This is a genomic window from Pelosinus baikalensis, assembly GCF_020819555.1.
Classification (GTDB): Bacteria; Bacillota; Negativicutes; order DSM-13327; family DSM-13327; genus Pelosinus; species Pelosinus baikalensis.
Window position 1 is genome coordinate 1 of record NZ_JAJHJB010000022.1, and the last position, 22,414, is coordinate 22,414.

At 38.1% G+C, this 22,414-nt stretch carries 21 protein-coding genes; 3 read left to right on the forward strand and 18 right to left on the reverse strand.

Annotated features, from left to right (window positions below; genetic code table 11):
- The first annotated feature begins 228 nt into the window (after positions 1 to 228).
- The 3 genes from LMF89_RS15130 to LMF89_RS15140 all read left to right on the forward strand — a co-directional run bounded on the left by LMF89_RS15130 (position 229) and on the right by LMF89_RS15140 (position 3,643).
- Positions 229 to 402, forward strand: a complete 174-nt coding sequence (locus LMF89_RS15130; protein WP_229535829.1) for an IS3 family transposase — start codon at positions 229 to 231, stop codon at positions 400 to 402.
- Positions 403 to 720: 318 nt separating this feature from the next.
- Positions 721 to 2,658 (forward strand): glycosyltransferase, encoded by a 1,938-nt coding sequence (locus tag LMF89_RS15135; protein ID WP_229535830.1) that lies wholly within the window; start codon positions 721 to 723, stop codon positions 2,656 to 2,658.
- A 16-nt stretch (positions 2,659 to 2,674) separates the two neighbouring features.
- Positions 2,675 to 3,643: a GDP-mannose 4,6-dehydratase gene (locus LMF89_RS15140; protein ID WP_229535831.1), complete on the forward strand. Its 969-nt coding sequence runs from the start codon at positions 2,675 to 2,677 to the stop codon at positions 3,641 to 3,643.
- Between the two features lie 104 nt (positions 3,644 to 3,747).
- Here LMF89_RS15140 and LMF89_RS15145 read toward each other — a convergent pair whose 3' ends face one another.
- The 18 genes from LMF89_RS15145 to LMF89_RS15230 form a co-directional block, all read right to left on the reverse strand.
- Positions 3,748 to 3,909, reverse strand: coding sequence for a hypothetical protein (locus LMF89_RS15145; RefSeq protein WP_229535832.1), 162 nt, complete (start codon positions 3,907 to 3,909; stop codon positions 3,748 to 3,750).
- Between the two features lie 172 nt (positions 3,910 to 4,081).
- A complete protein-coding gene (locus LMF89_RS15150; protein ID WP_229535833.1) occupies positions 4,082 to 6,910 on the reverse strand; it encodes an AMP-binding protein in 2,829 nt (942 codons plus the stop codon).
- Between the two features lie 32 nt (positions 6,911 to 6,942).
- Complete coding sequence (locus tag LMF89_RS15155; protein WP_229535834.1) at positions 6,943 to 7,809, reverse strand: hypothetical protein; 867 nt, start codon at positions 7,807 to 7,809, stop codon at positions 6,943 to 6,945.
- 87 nt (positions 7,810 to 7,896) lie between these two features.
- Positions 7,897 to 8,829, reverse strand: a complete 933-nt coding sequence (gene fcl / locus LMF89_RS15160) for a GDP-L-fucose synthase (protein WP_229535835.1) — start codon at positions 8,827 to 8,829, stop codon at positions 7,897 to 7,899.
- 73 nt (positions 8,830 to 8,902) lie between these two features.
- Positions 8,903 to 10,000 carry a GDP-mannose 4,6-dehydratase gene (gene gmd / locus LMF89_RS15165; RefSeq protein WP_229535836.1) on the reverse strand — a complete coding sequence of 366 codons (1,098 nt, stop codon included), beginning with the start codon at positions 9,998 to 10,000 and terminating at the stop codon, positions 8,903 to 8,905.
- Between the two features lie 5 nt (positions 10,001 to 10,005).
- A complete protein-coding gene (locus LMF89_RS15170) occupies positions 10,006 to 10,860 on the reverse strand; it encodes a hypothetical protein (RefSeq protein ID WP_229535890.1) in 855 nt (284 codons plus the stop codon).
- Between the two features lie 380 nt (positions 10,861 to 11,240).
- Entirely contained in the window at positions 11,241 to 12,497 is a 1,257-nt protein-coding gene (locus tag LMF89_RS15175; RefSeq protein ID WP_229535837.1) for a glutamate-5-semialdehyde dehydrogenase, read from the reverse strand.
- 13 nt (positions 12,498 to 12,510) lie between these two features.
- Positions 12,511 to 13,638, reverse strand: coding sequence for a glutamate 5-kinase (gene proB / locus LMF89_RS15180; RefSeq protein WP_229535838.1), 1,128 nt, complete (start codon positions 13,636 to 13,638; stop codon positions 12,511 to 12,513).
- Between the two features lie 83 nt (positions 13,639 to 13,721).
- Entirely contained in the window at positions 13,722 to 14,039 is a 318-nt protein-coding gene (gene yhbY / locus LMF89_RS15185; protein ID WP_007959424.1) for a ribosome assembly RNA-binding protein YhbY, read from the reverse strand.
- A gap of 13 nt (positions 14,040 to 14,052) precedes the next feature.
- Positions 14,053 to 15,324 carry a GTPase ObgE gene (obgE, locus tag LMF89_RS15190; protein WP_229535839.1) on the reverse strand — a complete coding sequence of 424 codons (1,272 nt, stop codon included), beginning with the start codon at positions 15,322 to 15,324 and terminating at the stop codon, positions 14,053 to 14,055.
- A 310-nt stretch (positions 15,325 to 15,634) separates the two neighbouring features.
- The gene (locus LMF89_RS15195; RefSeq protein ID WP_229535840.1) at positions 15,635 to 15,850 is read right to left on the reverse strand and encodes a Spo0B domain-containing protein; all 216 of its coding nucleotides are present in this window, start codon (positions 15,848 to 15,850) and stop codon (positions 15,635 to 15,637) included.
- A gap of 175 nt (positions 15,851 to 16,025) precedes the next feature.
- Positions 16,026 to 16,316 carry a 50S ribosomal protein L27 gene (gene rpmA, locus LMF89_RS15200; RefSeq protein WP_007936222.1) on the reverse strand — a complete coding sequence of 97 codons (291 nt, stop codon included), beginning with the start codon at positions 16,314 to 16,316 and terminating at the stop codon, positions 16,026 to 16,028.
- Between the two features lie 7 nt (positions 16,317 to 16,323).
- Positions 16,324 to 16,644 carry a ribosomal-processing cysteine protease Prp gene (locus tag LMF89_RS15205; protein WP_229535841.1) on the reverse strand — a complete coding sequence of 107 codons (321 nt, stop codon included), beginning with the start codon at positions 16,642 to 16,644 and terminating at the stop codon, positions 16,324 to 16,326.
- Positions 16,645 to 16,646: 2 nt separating this feature from the next.
- Positions 16,647 to 16,958, reverse strand: a complete 312-nt coding sequence (gene rplU / locus LMF89_RS15210) for a 50S ribosomal protein L21 (RefSeq protein ID WP_007936218.1) — start codon at positions 16,956 to 16,958, stop codon at positions 16,647 to 16,649.
- Between the two features lie 269 nt (positions 16,959 to 17,227).
- Entirely contained in the window at positions 17,228 to 18,682 is a 1,455-nt protein-coding gene (locus LMF89_RS15215) for an Rne/Rng family ribonuclease (RefSeq protein WP_229535842.1), read from the reverse strand.
- Positions 18,683 to 18,770: 88 nt separating this feature from the next.
- Complete coding sequence (locus tag LMF89_RS15220; protein ID WP_229535843.1) at positions 18,771 to 19,466, reverse strand: TIGR03936 family radical SAM-associated protein; 696 nt, start codon at positions 19,464 to 19,466, stop codon at positions 18,771 to 18,773.
- A complete protein-coding gene (locus LMF89_RS15225; RefSeq protein ID WP_229535844.1) occupies positions 19,466 to 21,319 on the reverse strand; it encodes a TIGR03960 family B12-binding radical SAM protein in 1,854 nt (617 codons plus the stop codon). Before LMF89_RS15225 ends, LMF89_RS15220 begins: the two co-directional genes overlap by 1 nt.
- Positions 21,320 to 21,535: 216 nt before the next feature.
- Positions 21,536 to 22,414, reverse strand: coding sequence for a M50 family metallopeptidase (locus tag LMF89_RS15230; protein ID WP_229535845.1), 879 nt, complete (start codon positions 22,412 to 22,414; stop codon positions 21,536 to 21,538).

The following is a 22,414-nucleotide window of genomic DNA, read 5'->3' on the forward strand; positions in this document are numbered from 1 at the left end:
TTTGCTTGGTCGCTTAACATTATATACCGGATTCCCATGAGTCTTTTATTTTTCTATCTCACGGCATTTCATTTTACAACTTACCGAGCGGGAAACTCTCACGTACGGTTCTTAGACGAGGGAAAGGGAGCAATCCCTTTTCTTTAGTCGATTATACGTCCCACGCATATTACAACCTAATCACAGACTACGGCATTACTCCATCGATGTCAAGGAGAGGAAACTGTTATGATAATGCTTTTTCTTGGTGCCTTAAAAACCGAATGTATCTATCGTCACCAACTAACTACGTTTGAAGAAGCTCGTGAACTAATTAATGACTATATTCATTATTACAACTATAAACGTATTCAGCTCAAAACAAAACTGACGCCATTTGAAAAACGACGTCAGTCTGCGTAATTTTTAACTTTTCTACGATAGGCTTTTCTATTATTGTCTAATAGATTGGGAGCAGTTCAGTTGATAATACTCTTTTTACTCTAGTCACTATTTACGTGTTGTCATTTTACAATATCATTTAGTATTAAGCGCTCTCAACAGTAAAACCTAGAGGATTTCATAAGATGATTACAGGGATGCTCAGAAGATACCATAAGTTACTGCATTTTCATTCATAATTTATATACATATACATTTTACAGATAAGCACCAAAAGGTTAACTTAATAATATACTACAGTAAAGTGATCCAAATTAAAATTTACAAAGAGGAGATTATATGCTTAAAGAAACACGTATAGGACTGCCTCTAATAGGGAGCAATTATTGGTATGCAGGCGTTACAATCGTAGACTCCATAGTCCATTCAATTGTACAAATCCCCAAAGAAGAACGTCCCCAAGTATTTTTAGTTATTACAGATGAGAATTTACCTTTTTTGTCCTCTTATGAGCTTTTGCCCTTGCATGCGCATCTGATTCCACTAACTGACGGTATTATTTTTGTTGGTAAGGATCTAGCCACCGCACAGACGTTAATTCAATATCCTTTTACTCATTGTGCTTCTATTAATGACTTATTTAAAAATATCAATATATTGCTGCCAATCAATTCAGATATATATCCTGGCCAACCTGGCATCCCATGGATTCCTGATTTTCAACATCATTATCTCCCCCAACTTTTTTTACCTGCAGATATTGAAAATCGCAATGCGCAATTTCAAAAAATTGCCCAAAATAGTAAAATGGTTATTTTCACCAGCAATGATGTAAAAAAAGATTTCTTGCAATTTTATCCTTCTTCTGCAGCTAAAGTCAAAGTTTTACCCATTCCTGTGCATCCAAAAGATGAATGGTATGCAGGTGATGCTTATCAAACTCAATTAAAATATAATCTACCTGATAAATTTATCTTATGCTCAAATCAGTTTTGGATGCATAAAAATCATGCAACGCTATTTAAAGCCATAGCTATTTTACGTCAGTCAGGCCAAGATGTACATCTTGTATGCACTGGTTCAACATTTGATTATCGTAATCCTGATTATTTTATTGGACTACAAAAATATATCACCGATCTAAATATAGCTGACCTTATTCACATTCTTGGATTGATACCACGTCAAGATCAAATACAGCTAATGCGTCGTAGCCTCTTTGTCGTTCATCCATCCCTATTTGAAGGTTTAAACCTAACCGCGCAGGAATGTCAGCTATTAGGTAAAAAGATTATCCTCTCAGACCTGGCCATACACCAGGAGCAAAACTTTGGAATCTATTTTGCGCGCGCTGATGCAATTGATTTAGCCAGAAAAATTTCTGGTTTACTGCCAGTATCCGAACCTGGTCCCAGCAGCTCAGAGGAAATAAAAGCCCAAATGATCTATAAGAAAAAAATAGAGAATTTTCTATATCAGTTATCTGAACTCGTAGAAGATGCTCAGCAGATCTTCAATTCACCTAGGCGAGCCCCAAATTTTCATCATAGATCAACTACGCAAATAACCATTGCTACCTCCATAGCGGCAACGAAGGATATTGGAACACAAAAGAGATGCATTGAAAGCTGGCTCCATTGTGGTTTTAAAGTAGTCTCAATAAATACCCTAGATGAAATCAATTTGGTAAAACATCATTTTCCTTATATTGAATTTGTGCCAGCAAATAGAGATGCTAGAGCACAATATGGAAAACCTTATATCTATGTTGATACCATACTATCTTATTTTACTACCCAAGATTGTAAAATTTGTGGTATTGTCAATTCAGATATTTATTTCGGTAAAGAGAACATTCCGCAATTCATGTATACGCAAGCAATGAACTCGCTGGTTTTTGGATCTAGAGTAGATGTTACGTCTTTAGATAACCTGAATGGAAATTTTTACAATGGATTCGACTATTTCTTTTTCGACAGGGATCTTCTTAAGATGTATCCACCTACAAATTTCTGCATCGGCTTACCTTGGTGGGATTATTGGGTACCACTAGTCCCTATCTTATCCAAAATACCTGTAAAAAAAGTAATAAATCCAATCTGTTATCATATATTACACCCTAGTAACTATTCAATAGCTATCTATAAGAACCTTGCTATGCAAATGGCAACACACTTATCTCTTGGCCCGCTACCAAGCGATATTCATATTGGGAACTTACAACAAACTGTTCTTAATTTTATTGAAAATTCATCTACAAAAATCAATTTTATTTAAAACTGGTGGGATGAATATGACAAAAGCTCTTATAACTGGGATTAATGGGCAAGATGGTTCCTATTTAGCTGAACTATTACTCAAAAAAGGATATGAAGTTCATGGAGTAATTAGACCTTCAAGTATTCAAAATCAGCAAAAGCTCTCCTTCTTGAAAAATGATTTTAACCAATTAAAGCTGCATGTATGTTCTTTAAATAATCATTTATCAATTTACAAACTTATTGATGCCATAAAGCCCGATGAATGTTACCATTTAGCCGCAGCCAGCTTTGTTAGCTATTCTTTTGAAGATGAAGCTTCTATTCTTGAAACCAATTTAAATCCAACACATTTTTTTCTTTCTAGTATCAAAGAATTGGTACCACAGTGTAAATTTTATTTTGCAGGCTCAAGTGAAATATTTGGTAACACTGATGTTGCACCACAACAGGAAACAACAAGATTTAATCCTCGCTCCATATATGGAATTTCAAAGTTAGCCAGTCATTACGTGGTAAAGAACTATCGTGAACATCATGGCTTATATGCCTGTACTGGATTTTGTTATAACCATGAATCACCTCGCCGCAATCATGCCTTTGTCTCACGAAAAATTACGTCAGGAGCTGCTAAGATCTACTTGAACCGCGAAGACAAAATTCAAATGGGCAATATTGATGCCATCAGAGATTGGGGATACGCCCCTGAATACGTGGAAGCCATGTGGCTGATGCTAAATAACCCCTATGGGCCTAGAGATTATATAATTGCCACTGGTATTCCTCATACAGTTCGTGATTTATTGGATCTTGCATTTTCATTGGTAGATCTTGACTATACAAGATATATAGAAATCGACAGCAACTTTTTCAGACCAGGAGAACAAATTCCTCTTTTAGGTGATGCCTCCAATATATATAAAGATTTGGGTTGGCAGCCTAAAACGAAATTTTCAACAATTATCGAAGAAATGTTACTAAATGATATAAACCTATTAAAATAAGTAAAATAGAAACCCCGCTTTGAAGTGCCCCCTGTCAAGTAAACAGTAATTAGAACGCAAAAATTACGCAGCCTGAGTCCTATATTCATAGGGGCTCAGGTTGTTTAATTTTTCTTGCCATAATAGGGCCGCTTTCTTCGAACAATCGCTTTAATTCCTATTTCTTTCATAAGCTTGGTTTTTGGTTTATGTGTAGCTTGTATGCTCGCTTTAGCCAGGTCTTTACTCCCCGGTAACCAAAGGTCCGGTTGCATTTTTCTTTTCATGGCACTTCTTAATTTCTCCTTGATCTCCTCATCTTCCAACTGCTTTGCAGACGGAGAGAGTGCATCTTTTAATTTTGCACATGAAAAATCCCCTCCATAATAGACAGATTAAGGTACTTTCTTATTTCTGTCTACTATAAGGGGATCATATCACTTCAGCGGGGTTTCTACTTTACTTATTACTCAAATAATTCTTAATATCCTCAGGGAAAGCAATAAATGAAAAATCTAGTATCTTTTGGTCTATCTTAAAATCAGGAGGTAAATTAGCGAACAATGGTCCACCAGCTGCCATAAGTGACAATACAGGTAACGATGTCTTAGGTGTTCCCCAACTTCCTGTTTGCAATATACACTCATAATTTGCTTCTAATGCAGGATCAAAACCACCACTAGCATTTAAAGCAGGAACAAAACAGAATTTCTTGCCTTGTTCTTCTAATTTCCTTTGTAAATAATGCAAACTGCAAGGAAATCCGTGAATAATGAAGCTATTAAAGCGATTTAAAACTTGATCAAGAAATAGCGGATTGACAGCATAAGAGCAAAAATGCCACAAATCGTTATAATCAGGGCTGTTATTTACGCTAACAACATCCTTAGTTTTTATCCTGTGTTTGTTTTGATTTATAAAATTACACAAAGCAGCAACTATCTTATCATGATTACTATAGTCTGGTTTACCCTCAAATATAATATTAAAATTATATTTATAGTCCTTATATTCCCAATCAGCAGTATGCTGCCTGTATTTTTCACATACCGCTACTTTAAAAATGGGCACATTTAAATAATCCGAGATTTTCTTTATTGCTTCCAAATGCATTTCAGGTGAAAGAGACGTGCCATGAACAACATCCCCCACAGGTAGTAAATGATGATTTTTTGCATATTTTTGCCATCGATATACTACATAATCACTGACAGCACTTCTATTAAACTTTGTATCCATAATAGGAAATGCGCCTGCACCTCCTACAGCAAATTCTGCATGATCATCCAGAAGAAGCAAGCTAGCTCCCTTAATTTTTTGTACACACTCATAATAATAAGAATATCGTTCATCATAATTACGACATAGGAAAAAATCGCAAAATATTAAATCCTGGGCAACAATAGGTGCTGGCGGCATACAAACATGCTCAAATTCAACCTGCATACCCACTGTGTTTGAAATAAATCTCATATCTTCTTCAGTCAAGCGAGGAATAATAGAATAATCCATCATCGAGACAAGAGATATCACTTTACTTGCGTCTGAACGTAAAGGAACCTGATTCCTGTTTTTTTGCATACACATTTCAATAACCTCATTTAATGTCATAGATTTATTGATCTTAATATTGCCTTTTTTCACGATACTGTCTAAAATGATAAGACCTAATGAATCTAAAGCCTCTGCTATTGGTAAATCAAAAGGTATTCCTTGAAAATGTCGCTTGATTTCATCGTGCATATGCACGTCAATACTTTTATTAAGATTCTCCCAATTTTTAAATTTCTGATAATCCTCATATGTTTTTTTGCGATTAATTTTACCTGATGAAGTTTTCGTTAAAAATTGGTCAGGAACAAAATATAATTCAAAATGTTCCACTGGCAATGATTGACCTAAACGACTTGCCAATTCCCTATACTGCTCGCTGTCAATGATATCTGCTCTTTCTAAAAGAATTAGAAGTGTCTGGGTTCCAGTTCCTTCATCATCTTTGGCTAAACACACACCTCGACCTGCCCACTCTGGAGCAACTTGGGCGAGAATCGTATCCATTTCATTGAGCATAAACTTTTGTCCTGCCTGAATCATAATATCATGTTTGCGCCCTTCCACATATAGTTCTCCCTTCTCTATAAATCCAATATCCCCAGTAGCAATGTACCCTTCCTCATCTACTATACTAATTTGATCTAGATAGCACTGTATAGAATAGCCACTTTTGGCGAATATCTGATTATCAATTATTTTGATAAAAGTACCTGGAATAATCGTCCCACAACTTACAACGTCTCTACCATCTTTTTCATGGCTTTTTATACCATTGCTTTGGGATATCGCCATAATCGTTTCAGCGAATCCATAAACTACGGATATCGATTGCAAGTTAGTACCTAAATGCTCACAAAAGCGTACCATCGTATCTTTTTTAACAGGCTCTCCACCAGAAACCCATTTTCTCATTGTGGTAATTGGAACATCTAAGTTTTCCTTACTCATAACTTCAAAGCCAAAGTTAGGCATAAAACAAAGTGTACCTTTATAATCAGCGATTGTTTTAAATAATATAGAGCGATTAGTAACCCAAACAATCGGGTCAATTAAAACTAGTTTAACACCTAAAAAAATTGGCATCGTAAAGCAAGCAATAAATCCCATATCATGATACAAAGGTAACCAAGATACGATGCAATCCGTTTCCTTCATATCCATTACTTCATTATAATTTTGTATATAACTATATAATTCTTTGAAAGTAAATTTCATACCCTTGCGAAAACCAGTGGTACCTGATGATAACTGAATAAACGTACCATTAATAATTTCATCACAGCTGGTATCTGCCTCGAGAATTTCTTCTTCAAAGAAAATAGTTTTTACTAATTTTTCAATCCCCAAGGTTTTAATACCTGCTTCACATATTACGCCCTGAATATTGCTAGAAGAAATGGTATGATTAATGGAGTTATGCCAATAAATCATACTTTGCTTTTTAGTTGGGTATTGCATGATAAGTGGCTCTTTCCCCGCGTCCAAAACCGCAAACCAATGTAATATTAATTCCTCGGAAGTTTTAAAAATCAACCCAATATGCTTTTCCTCAGGAAAATCCTGTATTATTTTATTACTTAACCATCTTATCTTTTTACCACATTCCCCTAAAACAATCTTTTTACAATTACTGTTATCAACAATGGTTATTTCGGGAATATTTTTTAAAACTATTTTTATATTTCCAGTTAGCTCCTCATCATCATACTGAATAGCAACTGCTGATTTTATCAAAAAAAACACCTCTCTTCCTAAAATTAATTGAATTATAAATTATGAACCTCCTGCCATTGGCAGGATGAATAATCAAAAGTTATGGGTATAATACACTCCTCAGGTGTTTTTTGCACAAAGTATTTCATAAACATTTTAGCTTCTCCCTGAAAATGAAGTGCTTTAAATTTGATAAACGTATTTAATAATAAATTTTTGCATAATACTCCCTTTGTCGTAAAATATATCTTTTTTCGGCCATGCCATTGTTCATATTCATTCGTTAAATTTACATTCAAATCAAATACTGCATTGTTTTCAATAATTGACAAATCAAAAATTTTTTCTGGATGTTGTCTCGTATTACAATATAGGTTAATAAATATCATGTCAGAAATACCAGCATCTGGTACATGTTTTATAACCATTTGATATATTTTCTTTAGTTCCTCCGTAAGAGGTTCCACCGTGTAAAATGCAGTAATGAATTTACAAAAACCATCTAACGCTTCGAAATTGTTAATAAAGGCAATCCCACCTGAAATTCCGCCGCAGAAAGCAAAATCGGAATTTGCAACATTTTCCATTGAAATATCCTCATACAGCATTACATCAGAATCTTGATGATAACACCGGGATATCTGATGTTTAGCCATAAAATCTCTTAACATAAACCATCTCTGAATGCAAAATAGCTCATATGAATAGTCATTAAAACTCATATGCTGATAAATTTTCGCAAAATCTTGTCCAGATTGACTATCATTTATGTTAGCGTGTTTAACAAAAGAATATTTGTTATTGCTGTCATCACCAATTAATATAATATCGCTATCTTTATTCGATTTTTTTGCTTGTAGTAAACTATACTGCAGATATTCACTATCGCCATAATGCATAAAAACAATTGGAATAGACATGTAGTTCCCCCTAATATTATCCGAATATATCTTGCTTATTGTCACACAAACGCTGTTAATGCGACACTATCTGTAAACTTGCTATTATCAAATTACTAAGTTCTTTAAATACCATTGATATGTGCGGCGTATACCATCCTCTAATTCTATTGATGGACGCCAACCAAGATCTGCTAATTTTGATACGTCCAATAACTTACGAGGAGTTCCGTCAGGCATCGCGGTGTTATACATAATGTTACCTGAATACCCCACAACTGCAGCAATTAAGGTTGCCAATTCAGCAATAGAAATATCTTTACCTACTCCGATATTTAGCGGCTGGTTATCTTGATATTGATTCATTAAAAACAGACATGCATCAGCTAAATCATCTACATGCAAAAATTCCCGCCGTGGCTTGCCTGTACCCCAGATTTCGACATTGGATAGATGATTCATTTTTGCTTCATGAAACTTTCTAATAAGCGCTGGTAGTACATGAGATGATGCTAAATCAAAATTATCGTTAGGTCCGTATAGATTCGTCGGCATAACAGAAATAAAAGTTGTTCCATATTGCTCATTGTACGCTTGGCACATTGTTATTCCTGCAATTTTAGCAATTGCGTAAGGTGCATTGGTAGCTTCTAACTCACCCGTTAGCAAATATTCTTCTTTTATCGGTTGAGGAGCTAATTTAGGATAAATGCAAGAACTTCCCAGAAATAATAACTTTTTGACCTTATTTTGATAAGCAGCATTAATAATATTGGCTTGCATCATTACATTATCGTAGATGAAATTAGCTGGATAAGTATCATTCGCCAATATGCCCCCTACTTTTGCAGCAGCCATAAATACATACTCTGGCTGCTCAATGGCAAAAAAAGCAGCCACAGCTTCTTGATTGCGCAAGTCTAGCTCCTTGCTAGTACGAAATATAATATTCTTATACAAATGATTCTTCAATTTGCTTAGAATTGCTGTTCCGACTAAACCTCCATGGCCGGCAATATAGATTTTGGCATGTTTATCCATAGTCTGCCTCCACATGTAATAATATAGGAAAAAATTCCTTTAGAGATATTTTTCTATTAAAAGAGCTTATTTTTTATTCTTTAGCTTTCCGTATACTTTCAGTGCTAAAGCCATATTTTTGGCATAATAATTCACGTTCCATCCATTTGATATCTTGCGTTACCATCATATCTACCATTTCAATCAAACTAACTTCTGGAGTCCATTTTAATTTTGCTTTGGCTTTCGTGGCATCACCTAACAACAAATCGACTTCTGTTGGACGAAAATAACGAGCATCTACCTCAATCAAAGTCTTTCCATTCGCTGCATCTATGCCTTTTTCTTCTATACCTGCTCCTTGCCATTCAATATTCACTCCAATAGCACGAAAGGCTAGTTCCACAAATTCACGTACCGAATGAGTCTCTCCCGTCGCAATGATGTAATCTTCTGGCTTTTCTTGCTGCAGCATAAGCCACATCGCTTTTACATAATCACCCGCAAAGCCCCAATCCCTTTTTGCATCCAAGTTTCCTAAATATAATATATTGCCTACTTCTAACTTATGCTGAGCTACGGCTCTCGTGATTTTACGAGTGACGAAAGTTTCACCGCGCATAGGTGATTCATGGTTAAACAGAATCCCATTGCAAGCAAACATATTATATGCTTCCCGATAATTTACAACAATCCAATAGGCGTATAATTTGGCAACAGCATAGGGGCTGCGAGGATAAAAGGGAGTCGTTTCTCTCTGAGGTGTTTCCTGTACTTTCCCAAATAGCTCACTGGTCGCAGCTTGATAAAGCTTAACTCGCTCTACCATATTCAATATGCGTAAAGCTTCTAATAACCTTAGTGTACCTAACGCATCTGCATTAGCAGTATATTCTGGTGTGTCAAAAGAAACCTGCACATGACTTTGTGCTGCTAGATTATAGATCTCATCGGGCTGTACTTCCTGAATAATACGAATCAAATTTGTCGCATCTGTCATATCACCATAATGCAAAAAAAACTTTACATGTTTCTCATGAGAATCCTGGTATAAATGATTAATGCGAGCCGTATTCAATAACGAGCTACGCCGTTTTATACCATGAACAATATAGCCTTTCTCTAGTAGGAACTCAGCCAGATAGCCACCATCTTGGCCTGTTATGCCTGTAATCAATGCCACTTTTCCCATAAATTTTATCCTCTCCGATGCCTTCTTTTTTTCTTTGTAATCATATCTTCTTGCCTTTTGAGCTCTTGCTGAACATCTTCCTTTATTTGCTCTGTTTCCTCTGTTACAGGATTGCAAGTTTCAATATCTACAATTATCGACCTATCATCCTTACCTTGATAAGCTTGCCGTAAAGTTGCTAATTCACTTTTTACGAGAGCAATTTCATTAAGGAAAAAATCTTCTTGCTTCAGCTTTTCAATGCTACCAACATTTATTTCTTCTAATACTCTTTGTATATGCTGCATACAATCAATTATCTGTATTTGGCATGCCTCAATCTTTTGATTCCATTCCTTTGCCAATGCTAGATCTTCTTCTTTGTGGTATTCTTGGTATTGATGCATCTCAATCAACTGTTCTTTAAGCAAAGATATTTCCTTATGTATTAAATGATCCCTATCCTGTAATTGTTCTGCTATTAGTTGAAAATAAGTTGTAAATTCTCCAATAATACTCTGCCTCATCTCCCACATTTCAGCTAACATTTTACTTTCATGTTCTACAAGTCTTTTTTGCCATTCTGTTTCTGAAAGACGTAACGCTTTTTCTTGATTCACTTGTGCTTGAATAAAAACGGCGAATTCATTTCTAAATAAGGCGATCTGCTGATTCATCGTTTTCTCCATAGTAGTAATCTGATCTAAAACCGTTGTACATACAGGAGGATTTTCCCCAGTACCGTTAACAGTTTCGGCAACAGGAGCAGGCTGGCTCTCGACGGGAGTAGTTTCACTTTCCCATACATCCATTTTTCCTCTGCGTAGAGCCCATTTAAATTGCTGTATATCGAATGATTGCGTAGGCTCACCATTAGTCATAACCACAAATATCAACTCCTTTGTACTTATTTGATGATCCCCATAACTCCGCACCTAGCAATAAGGCTTTGCCAAATATGTATTATAATATATGTCATCATCATAACTTTGGTGAGAGTCCATATAAGAAAAACGCTGCCATCCTTAAAACACATAAAGTGAACCGAACCACAGAGGCACAGAGAACGCTGAGAAAAGATAATTAGGGTTAAAAACCTCTGTGCTCTCTCACAACTCTGTGTTCTTCGTGCATCTTCGTGACCTTTGTCCTTCATATATTTCCCTACAAGATTTATAATTTCTGCTGTTATAAAGAAAGAACCTAAAAATCAGTCCGTAACTGATCTTTAGGCTCTACGTCTTTTCATTTAGCGTAATTGTTATTCTCTTATTTGTCCATTACCAGAAATAATATATTTGCTGCTAGTGAGTTCTGGTAAGCCCATAGGTCCGCGGGCATGCAATTTCTGTGTACTAATACCAATTTCAGCACCAAAGCCAAATTCAAATCCATCCGTGAAACGAGTTGAAGCATTTACATATACAGCTGCTGCATCTACTTCATGCTGAAAGCGCTTGGCATTTTCAGGGGTCTTTGTAACAATGGCTTCCGAATGGCGAGTACTGTATTTGTCAATATGTTCTATCGCTTCATCTAGATTTTTTACTACCCTTATGGATAAGATGAAGTCAGAGTATTCAGTAGCCCAATCCTCATCAGTAGCTGTCTTTACCCCTTGATGAAACTGAATTGTTATGGGACATCCTCTTAGCTCTACACCAGCTTGCTGATATTTTTCAAGCATATCTGGCAAAAACTGCTTTGCTATTTTCTCATGTACCAATAGTGTTTCCATGGAATTGCATACACCTGGGCGAGAAACCTTAGCATTAAATGCAATGGCCTCTGCCATCTTCAGATCTGCAGATTCATCAACAAAAGTATGGCAGATGCCAGTACCCGTTTCAATGACAGGCACTGTGCTATTTTCTACTACAGTTTTAATGAGCCCAGCACCACCACGAGGAATAATTACATCTAGGTACTCATTGAGTTTCAACATCTCATTTACAGCCTGTCGATCCGTAGTTTCAACTAATTGAAGGGACCCTGTTGGTATTCCTGTCTCATAAGCGGCTTGAGCAATGATTTGAATAATTGCCTTATTAGAATGAATCGCTTCCGATCCCCCTCGCAAAATCACAGCATTTCCTGTTTTTAGACAAAGCCCTGCTGCATCCACAGTAACATTAGGACGAGCTTCATAGATAATTCCAATTACGCCTAATGGTACTCGCACTTTGCTGATTTCTAGACCATTGGGGCGTTTGTCTCTACTTAGTAATTCACCAATCGGATCGGGTAACGTTGTAACCTGTCGCAAGCCATCAGCCATGGATTCAATTCTACTTTGGGTTAAAAGTAAACGGTCAAGTAAGGCCTGAGATAAGCCTTTCCCTTTGCCATTTTCTATATCTATAGCATTGGCGGTTAAAATAATGGCATATTCTTTTTCTAAGGCCTCTGCCATCTTTTCAAGTGCTTGATTTTTGGTAAGAGTGGATAGTGTTGCAAGCTTTCTTGCTGCTTGCTTCCCACTCTTACCTTTTATTTGCAGTTCTGTAAGATGATCCATATACCTCTCTCCTTTACACTAATAATACCATATTATCCCGATGAATAATTTCATCGTAGGGTTTTGCCCCTAATATAGCATTGATTTCATTGGTATGAAGTCCCATAATCTTTCTGGTTTCTGTACCGCTGTAATTGGCTATTCCTCGGGCAATTTCTCTGCCTTCGGAAGCAACAACACTAATTGTATTACCATGTTCAAATTCTCCTGTGACTGCAGTAATACCTGCTGCCAGCAGGCTGGAACCTCCGGACAACAGAGCCTGCTCACAGCCTTTATCCACAGTAAGCACTCCTTGAATACGTGCACCAAAGGCTAACCATTTTTTTCGTACATGCAAACGATTTTCTTTTGAGAGAAAGAGGGTTCCCACATTTTCCCCTCCTAGTACCTGGCGCAGAATTCCCTCTTGCAACCCTGATGCAATAATCATCGTAACCCCGGAATTAACAGCAATTTTTCCGGCTTGGATTTTCGTATGCATACCACCAGTTCCTCGTAGTGTACCTGCCCCACCGGCTAAGGCTTCAATCTCTGGAGTAATATCTGCAATTTCACTAATAAGCTGTGCATCTGGGTTCGTCTGGGGATTATCTGTATATACGCCTTCAATATCCGATAAAATAATTAATACATCGGCATCCACAATACTGGCTACCATGGCTGACAATGTATCATTGTCGCCGATCTTTAATTCATCAATGGCTACAACATCATTTTCATTAATCACTGGAATAACGCCCATTTTTAAAAGTGTTAATAAGGTATTGCGAGAATTAGTATACCGAGTCCGCTTTACTGAATCTTCACGAGTTAGAAGTACTTGGGCTACTACCTGCCCATACTCACCAAATAATTTATCATAGGTATGCATTAGCCTGCCTTGACCGACGGCCGCGGCAGCCTGTTTTTCAGGAATCGTTTTCGGCCGTTCTTTGAGACTTAAAACGTCCATACCAGCACCAACCGCTCCTGAAGAAACCAGAATAATTTCTTTTCCTTGATTAGCGAGATCTGCTAACTCTCTCACTAATTTTTCAATTCGCCACAAGTTCAATTTACCAGTACTGTGTGTTAATGTACTGGTTCCTACTTTAACCACTACTCGCTTGGCTCTTTTCAAATTTTCTCTGGTAAACATGTCACTCCCACCCGTATGTAAAATTTGAACCACCAAGGCATAAAAGAATATTCTTTTTGTGCCTTTGTGGTTACGTTTTGTTGTTAACTAGGTAATTCTATTTTATGATTTTTTTCTGGATTGCGGTTTCGTTTATATAAAAGGCCATTGCGTCCAATAATCTGGACTAATTCAGCCCCTGCTGCTTCTGCCAATTGTGCAATTATTTCTTTCGGTGCCTCACTGCAATTTTGGAGCACACGTACTTTAATTAATTCACGCGCGATTAATGCATCTTTCGTACTATCCAGCAAACTAGCTGACATTCCTGTTTTACCAATCTGCACTACAGGGTCCATAGTGCTTCCCAAGGATCGTAAATATCGTTTCTGCTTACCTGTTAATGTTGTAATTTCTTCCACTTATTGTTCCCCTTTATGTTCTAAATTCAAATTCCATTTCGCCAATCCGTACAGTATTGCCTTCCTGAACCCCTTTTTCTTTAAGGGCACTTTCAATACCAATACGTTTAAAGAGCTGCTGAAAGCGTCGTACACCTTCATCATTATCAAAATTAGTCATCGCAACTAATCTTTCGATTCCCCTGCCACGAATTAGGAACGCACCATCTGTGTCACGGCCGATGGTAAAGTCTTCTTCTTGTTTTGCTTCATATACAATGGTACCTTCTGCTTCTTCTGGCACCTCTACATGTTCTAATAATAATTTGGCAGTCTGCTGCATAAGTTCTGGCAATCCTTCTCCTGTGGCTGCTGAAACAGGATACAGTTCATATCCTAGTTTTTTCATATGCTCAGCCACTCTTGGATAGTTCTCTTGGGCTTCCGCCAGATCCATTTTATTAGCAACAATCAGCTGCGGACGAGTCGCTAATTTCTCATTATATAGTTTCAGTTCATTATTGATTTTATTGTAATCCTCTATGGGATCGCGCCCTTCCAAACCAGATACGTCCAGAACATGAAGAATAACCTTGGTACGCTCAATGTGACGAAGAAAATCATGTCCAAGACCAATACCTTCATTGGCTCCCTCAATCAAACCTGGGATGTCAGCCAGCACAAAGCTATGTCCTTCATCGAGACTTACCACACCAAGAACCGGCGTCAAGGTAGTGAAATGATATGCTGCTACCTCAGGCTTAGCGGCAGATACAACGGATATAATGCTGGATTTTCCTACGCTAGGATATCCTACTAATCCAACATCTGCTAATAATTTGAGTTCTAGCTGTAAGAAACGTTCCGCGCCAGGTGCACCATTTTCTGAAAAGGTAGGCGCTCTATTAACACTATTAACAAATCTGGCATTACCTCGACCACCACGACCGCCTTTTACTATGACAGCCTGCTGACTTACTTTCGTCAAGTCAGCTACTACTTCTCCTGTATCAGCATCTTTTACCAATGTACCAGGTGGTACTTTAATATAGGTATGCTCTGCATGCTGACCATGCATATTTTTTGTTTGACCGTTGACACCATTGTTGGCAACAAATTTACGTTTATAACGAAAATCAATCAGGGTGTTGGTATTGGCATCAACGATTAATATAACGTCTCCCCCTCGACCACCATCCCCGCCACTTGGACCGCCTTTTGGAACAAACTTCTCCCGGCGCCAGCTAGACATACCATTACCGCCATTTCCAGATACAACATGAATTCTTGCTCTATCAATAAACATTTTTTAAAACCCCTTTAGGTATCAACCTATCTATGTATTCATCATCAGAGTCAATTACAAAATCAAAAATTACGGATTATGAAATAGACTCTCTCATAAGGCTGCATGTTTTGCAACATGCTCTATTATCAGTAATATATGTCAATATGCAATAAATTACACGCCAACTCTATTCTTTTAAAGCAAAGATTTAGAAGCATTAATAAGGAGAAAAACCTTATTAAAAACCTTTACCGAGTCAAAGATAGAGTGTTAGCACTTTGGTAGAACTTGTCCACTTCAAAAAAGTTGCTGTAACCATCACGAAAAATCAGGTTTTATGTAGGTAAGCACAGCGTTCTTCATAAGCTTTTACAGCATCAGATACTAAGGCAGGATCTTTCGCTAACTCTTCGATGTATAAAAGAGCTTTTTCTCTACGGCCCATCTGCAGCATGGCATGAATAACTTGCAAATGGTTTACAAAATCATGCCGTTGCTTTCTCAATAAAGTAACAATTTCTTCACACACTTCATGATTTTCCATTTTCAATCATCCCTTCTATTGTAAGCCCCATCTTAAACTATTTTATACTATTATACAACAATCCAGTGTGGTTTTATAGATATTTTTGTCTGCTGTATGTAAGGCAACTACTTTGAAGAAGACAACTTCAAAAAAAATAATACCTGCGGCTTTAAGATAGCCGCAGGTGTAATGATTAGATAGCTTCTTCTGTAGGATATACGCTTACTTGACGGTCGTTACGGCCTTTACGTTCAAAAGCCACACGCCCAGCAATTTTTGCATATAAGGTATCATCTTTACCAATGCCAACATTTTGACCAGTATGGAAATGAGTACCTCTCTGGCGAACTAAAATGCTGCCAGCAGTCACGACTTCGCCTGCGTGACGTTTAACGCCAAGACGCTTGGATTCACTGTCACGACCGTTACGAGTACTACCTACACCTTTTTTATGAGCAAATAGCTGTAAATTAAAATTAAACATCTGTACTTCACCTCCTGTGTTCAGAGATACGGACACTTTGCGGATTTGCCTTTGCAATCTCGGTTAAACCAATTAGCATCGTTTCCAACACAGCATTCGTTAATCGATCCGGATTATCTAATAAACACATCTTTAAATTGCCACTGGCAATATCCAGATGCATTCTGGCTCTTAAGTGACGATCCAATCCCAGCACAGCAGTCTGCGTTAAGGCTGATACACCAGCACATACAATATCCTGCCCATGAGGACCTTGATTTGCATGTCCAGTAACACGAAACTCAACGATACCTTGTTCTGGGTTTCGAATAATCTTTATCTTGATCATTCTTATGCTTCAATCTTCTCGATCACAACCTTAGTGAACGGTTGACGATGACCTTGACGTCTACGGTAATTCGATTTTGCTTTATATTTGAAAACAAAAATCTTCTTTTCTTTACCTTGAGAAAGAACTTTACCAGTTACTTTAGCGCCAGCTACTAGAGGTTGACCAATCACTACATTACCTTCTGTTACGACAGTAAGTACACGATCGAATTCTACTGCTTCGCCTTCTGCAGCTTCAACTTTCTCAATGAAAACAACCTCACCCTCAGAAACGCGATATTGTTTACCACCAGTTTGAATAATTGCGTACATTATTTATTACACCTCCCTCGTTCTAGTACTCGCCGAATACGGTATCACCTGAGATTGCTGAAAAAGCATCATCTGTAGCGCTCTTCCTGCGAATCTTCGTTCAACGTACAATATGTACGCCTTCACTCAGCTTCTCGTCGCGCCTAGCACCTGACGCTTTTTGAGCAATCTCATAGTAAATTTATGGAACCTCTTCGTGCGGTTTGGGACACACATAAGCATAATCGCCTACATTGAATGATAATAGCATATGCAATGGGCTTTGTCAATTATTTTCCTAAAGGATCACTTTCATGCAAGATGGAAAACATTTCAGGATTCATTTCAGCCAACGCTTCTATACGTAATGAACAAGCCAGTTCGTGTTCCATACGGGTTAACTCGCCTTGACTTTTAATCATTTCCGCAACAAGAGGATGCACTTGAATGACAAGACGTCCCTGCCGCCTGGGTTGACTCATGATATAGCGCATCTTGCGCCAGATGTTAATCATTACTGTTTCAGGGGACTGTACCCTGCCACGTCCTTCGCAGCATGGACATTCATTATAAAGCATCCCTTCTACATTTTGCCGAACTTTTTTTCGTGTAATCTGTACTAAGCCCAAGCCAGTAAAACCAAGTATATTGGTTTTTGTACGGTCACGTTTAAATTCTTCTGCTAGTGCGGCTAATACTGCCTGTTTCTGTTCTTCTTTATCCATATCGATAAAATCAATAATGATAATGCCGCCAATATCTCGCAAACGTATTTGTCTAACAATTTCGCTTGCTGCTTCTAAATTGGTTCGAAAAACGGTATCTGATAAATTAGTAGACCCGACAAACTTTCCTGTATTCACGTCAATAACCGTTAGCGCTTCTGTTTTATCAATTACAATATATCCACCGCATGCAAGCCAAATAGAACGCTGGCCAATTTTCTTTAATTCTTCATCAATCCCAAAATGAGTAAAAATATCTTCTTTCCCTTGATAGAGGGTAACTCTGCTCACCAGCTCTGGAGACATATAGTTAAGCAAGTCACAAACTCGCCCATAGGCATCTTGGTTATCCAAAATAAATGTTTCTACATCATCTGCTAAGTAATCACGTACGATACGAATTACCAAATCCACATCACGATACAGCAAGATTGGCGCAGCAGCTCTTTTACTTCTAGCGACGAGTGCCTTCCATAGGTTGTAAAGATACTCAATATCTTTTTGCAGATCCTCTTCACTTTTACCTTCAGACATGGTACGAACAATGACCCCCATACCTTCCGGCCGCACTTTCTCAATAATTTTTTTTAGCCGTATCCGTTCTTCTTCATTCCCTATACGTCTTGAAGTCGCAATATAATCGACGGTAGGCATTAATACGACATATCGTCCTGGCAAGGTTAAGTGTGTAGTCGCCCGAGGTCCTTTAGTGCCAATTGCATCCTTTACAATTTGAACCATAACGTCTTTGCCCACTGTTAAGGCAGTATCAGCAAGCGCCTGAGCAGCCCCCTGAGGCAATGCATCGCCAATATATAAAAAAGCATTTTTTTCTCTCCCAATATCAATAAATGCCGCTTGCATACCAGGAAGTACATTCTTTGTTTTCCCTTTATATATATTGCCAACACTGTGACCACTTTTAGTTCGTTCTATGGATACTTCAATCAATTCTTTATCTTCCAGAATTGCCATTCTTGTTTCTTCTGGTGTCATATTCACCACAATTATTTTTCCCATCCCATTCCCTCCTTTCTTAACTTTTTACATTATTTTATCATTTTACAACTGCTCTTGAAGAATTTGTGAGATTACTGATTCTTCTTTCTTACAGCTCTACAGGTGACACCTGCCGATTTACATTACTAATATAAAGTCCAGTACGGTGAATCAATAGATTATCAATGTCCACAGGTAAATCAAACATAGCCACCAAGGCTCCTAAGACTTCTCCTGGCTTAATGCTGCCCGTCGGGGTAATTCGGATCTCCAATATAAGACGTACGGCCTTTTCCAAGGCTGTTAGGGTAATGGGTTTCACCATATATTGCTTTATTTCAATTTCTTTTTTCCCTTTAGGAGATTCTCTCATATATAAAACAGCTTCAGCTTCATTGAACCATCGGATACTATCCTCGATAATCCCAATATCTTCTGCTAACAACGGTACTGTTATTTCATAAGTAGCTAGGTTGACAATGGCCATTAATGCAGGAACATTTCCTTGCATATAGGCAGCACCTTTTATGCGAATTCCCATAGGTAATGTAGCTTTGAGATGCTCTACTGCCTGATTTACATCAATCTCTGCCTTGCATTCAATATCAATATATTCAGCTTGACTTGTTACCCCTACAGCTAAAGCAGAAGCAAAGGATATTTTCATATGAGGGTTAAACCCTTCCGAATAGGCTACGGGCAATTTGGCTCGTATAATCGCTCTTTCCATAGCACTGGCATAATCCAGATGAGAAATATAGCGTATTTCTTCCCCTTTTGTAATCTCTAAACGTAGTTTTGCCATTATGCCCGACTCCCCCAATCTAATACCTCAACACCGAGTCCTGGACATACACCACAGGCACTACAGTGTTCTCTTCTACAATCAACTGTTAATTCTTCTGTTACAGCCTGCTCATATTCACGCTGCAAAAATTCTTTTGACGCTCCCGAAGACAAATGATCCCATGGCATCACTTCATCGAAATCCCGATGACGGGTTGCATAAAAATAGGGATCGATTTCACAAGTCTTAAAAGCATCCATCCATACATCATATTTAAAGTACTCTGACCATCCGTCAAACCTGGCACCATTTTGCCAGGCTTTCAGCAATACTTGTCCTAGTCTTCTATCCCCACGGGCAAAGGCTCCTTCTAAGAAACTGGTACGAGCATCGTGCCAATTAAAGGTAATACTTCGATCCCGAAGGCGCGCTTTTAATAATTGCTGCTTGCGTTCAAATTCACTGGCAAGATCTTGACCAAACCATTGAAAAGGAGTATGAGGTTTAGGAACAAAACAAGACACGCTAACCGTTACTTTTGCTCCTCTGCGTCCTTTTATTTCTTTATATAGATCAAGTACTTTGTAAGCCAGATCTGCAATTCCCAGCACATCCTCATCTGTTTCCGTCGGTAATCCCATCATAAAATATAATTTTACCGTGGACCATCCCGCTTGAAAAGCGGCACTTACAGCATCCTCTAGGTTTTTTTGCGTTACCCCTTTATTAATCACATCCCGCATACGCTGAGAACCTGCTTCGGGAGCAAATGTCAGGCCACTTTTTCGCACCTGCTGCACTTTTTGTGCAAGATCGATGGAAAAACTATCAATTCTAAGGGATGGCAAAGACACACTCACGCCCTGCTCTTTTAGTTCTCCCATCAAAGAATCAACAAGATCAGGCAAATGAGAATAATCTGCTGAACTGAGGGAAGTGAGAGATATTTCATTATATCCTGTGCTTTCTACCATTTCTTTAGCCATTTTCAAGAGCAATTCTGGACGACGTTCTCGTACTGGACGATACAGCACTCCCGCTTGGCAAAAACGGCACCCTCTGGTACAGCCGCGAAACAATTCCAGCATAATGCGATCATGGACAATATCCAAAAAAGGCACAATGGGTCTTGTAGCGTATTCTACCGTATTTAGATCTTTTACCACACGCTTGGTCACAACCAAAGGGGCCTCAAGACAATTAGGCAGCACTTCGGCTACCATACCATTTTCATGATACGTTACATCATAAAGCGAAGGTACATAAACTCCACCAATCTGAGCTAGGCTTTTTAAAATTCCTGATCTACCATTTATTTTTCCTGCTTTTTTCCAGGATGAGACTGCCGCAATAATGTCTTCCATTACTTCTTCGCCTTCTCCTAAAACAAGACAGTCAAAGAAGTCAGCAACAGGTTCTGCATTAAATGTACAAGGTCCGCCCCCGATAATAATCGGCATGTGTTCATCCCGCTCTGCTGTAAACAAAGGAATCCCTGCTAAATCCAACATATTTAGTACATTGCTATAACTCATTTCATATTGCAGGGAAAAGCCAACTATATCAAATTCCCTAACTGGTTTTAAACTTTCTAAGGTATAGAGAGGGATATTACGCTCCCGCATCTCAGCTTCCATATCAACCCAAGGTGCATATACCCGCTCTGCAGCAGTATCCTCCCTGTTATTTAGTATTTGATACAAAATTTTTAATCCCAAATTTGACATGCCGACTTCATATACATCCGGTAAGGATAAAGCCACTGTTACAGAGACCGTATCATGGTCTTTCTTTATACTGTTCCATTCATTTCCAGTGTATCGGGCAGGTTTTATGACCCGATTTAACATGGCAGGATCTAAAGTTATCATAAGTAATACTAACCTCCAAATTTTGCTTCAAAAATTATTGTATAAAAATCGAGTAACGTATATTGTTTATTTTACTCGATTATATATATACTGCCCAAAAATATCCAAAGTTTAGTCAGATATCCTACCTTACGTTCTACATAATAAGAAAAATTCCTGCCAAAAATGCTATATTCACGAATAATCTTATGGATGGCTTTATTCATTACAGATGCTTCATGAATCTATCAGCTCACCAATACTAGCATGTAGACCATTCTTTGGCAACCCTTCCCATACCTCGGTCTCCGTTAAGGTGCCGCAGACTCTGCAATCATCATTTACCACCAGCATCACATAATACTGATCAGGACGAAATAAACGAACAATATCCTTAAGCAATACACCTTCCATAACGGTAAGATGCGTTGTTGGCATCATTCCCCTTGAACGCAGTAAGGTTTTCTTTTGAGCCATGATGCGCAAAGTGCGAAATCCAGCCACCTTTAATTCACTCTTTGCGGTTGTGTATAAAAAAATAGCTGCTACTAAAAAAGAGATATTTACTGTGCTGCCTTGCACATATTGAAAAATCACAATACATACCAACGAAATACTTACACATTTACTGATACCAGCAGCAATAGCAGTAGCCTTTCCATAATCTATATATAAAGCCAGCCATGCTCTAAAAATACGCCCACCATCAAGAGGTAAACCTGGCATCATATTAAAGATTGCCAGCATGATATTCGCTTTGTAAAAAAAATCCCATATTTCAGTCCACAAATTAAAATAAAACATACTACTATAAACAATAGCCGCCAAAACCACACTTGCTGCTGGTCCGGCGGCGGCTATTATCATCTCACTTTTTGAACTGGCGGCCCCCAACCCTTCGATTCGTGCCACACCACCAAAGGGCAGCAACTCAACTTCACGCACTGAAAATCCTAAGGCTATGGCAGCCCCTGCGTGAGCTAATTCATGCCAGAGCACTGCACTAAACACGAGAAGTACTTTCACCATCATACCAGCTAAAGAGAAGAATAAGATCATTGCGATAAACCAATAACTCACGATCAAGTCTATCCCTGCTACATTAGCAACCCGCAA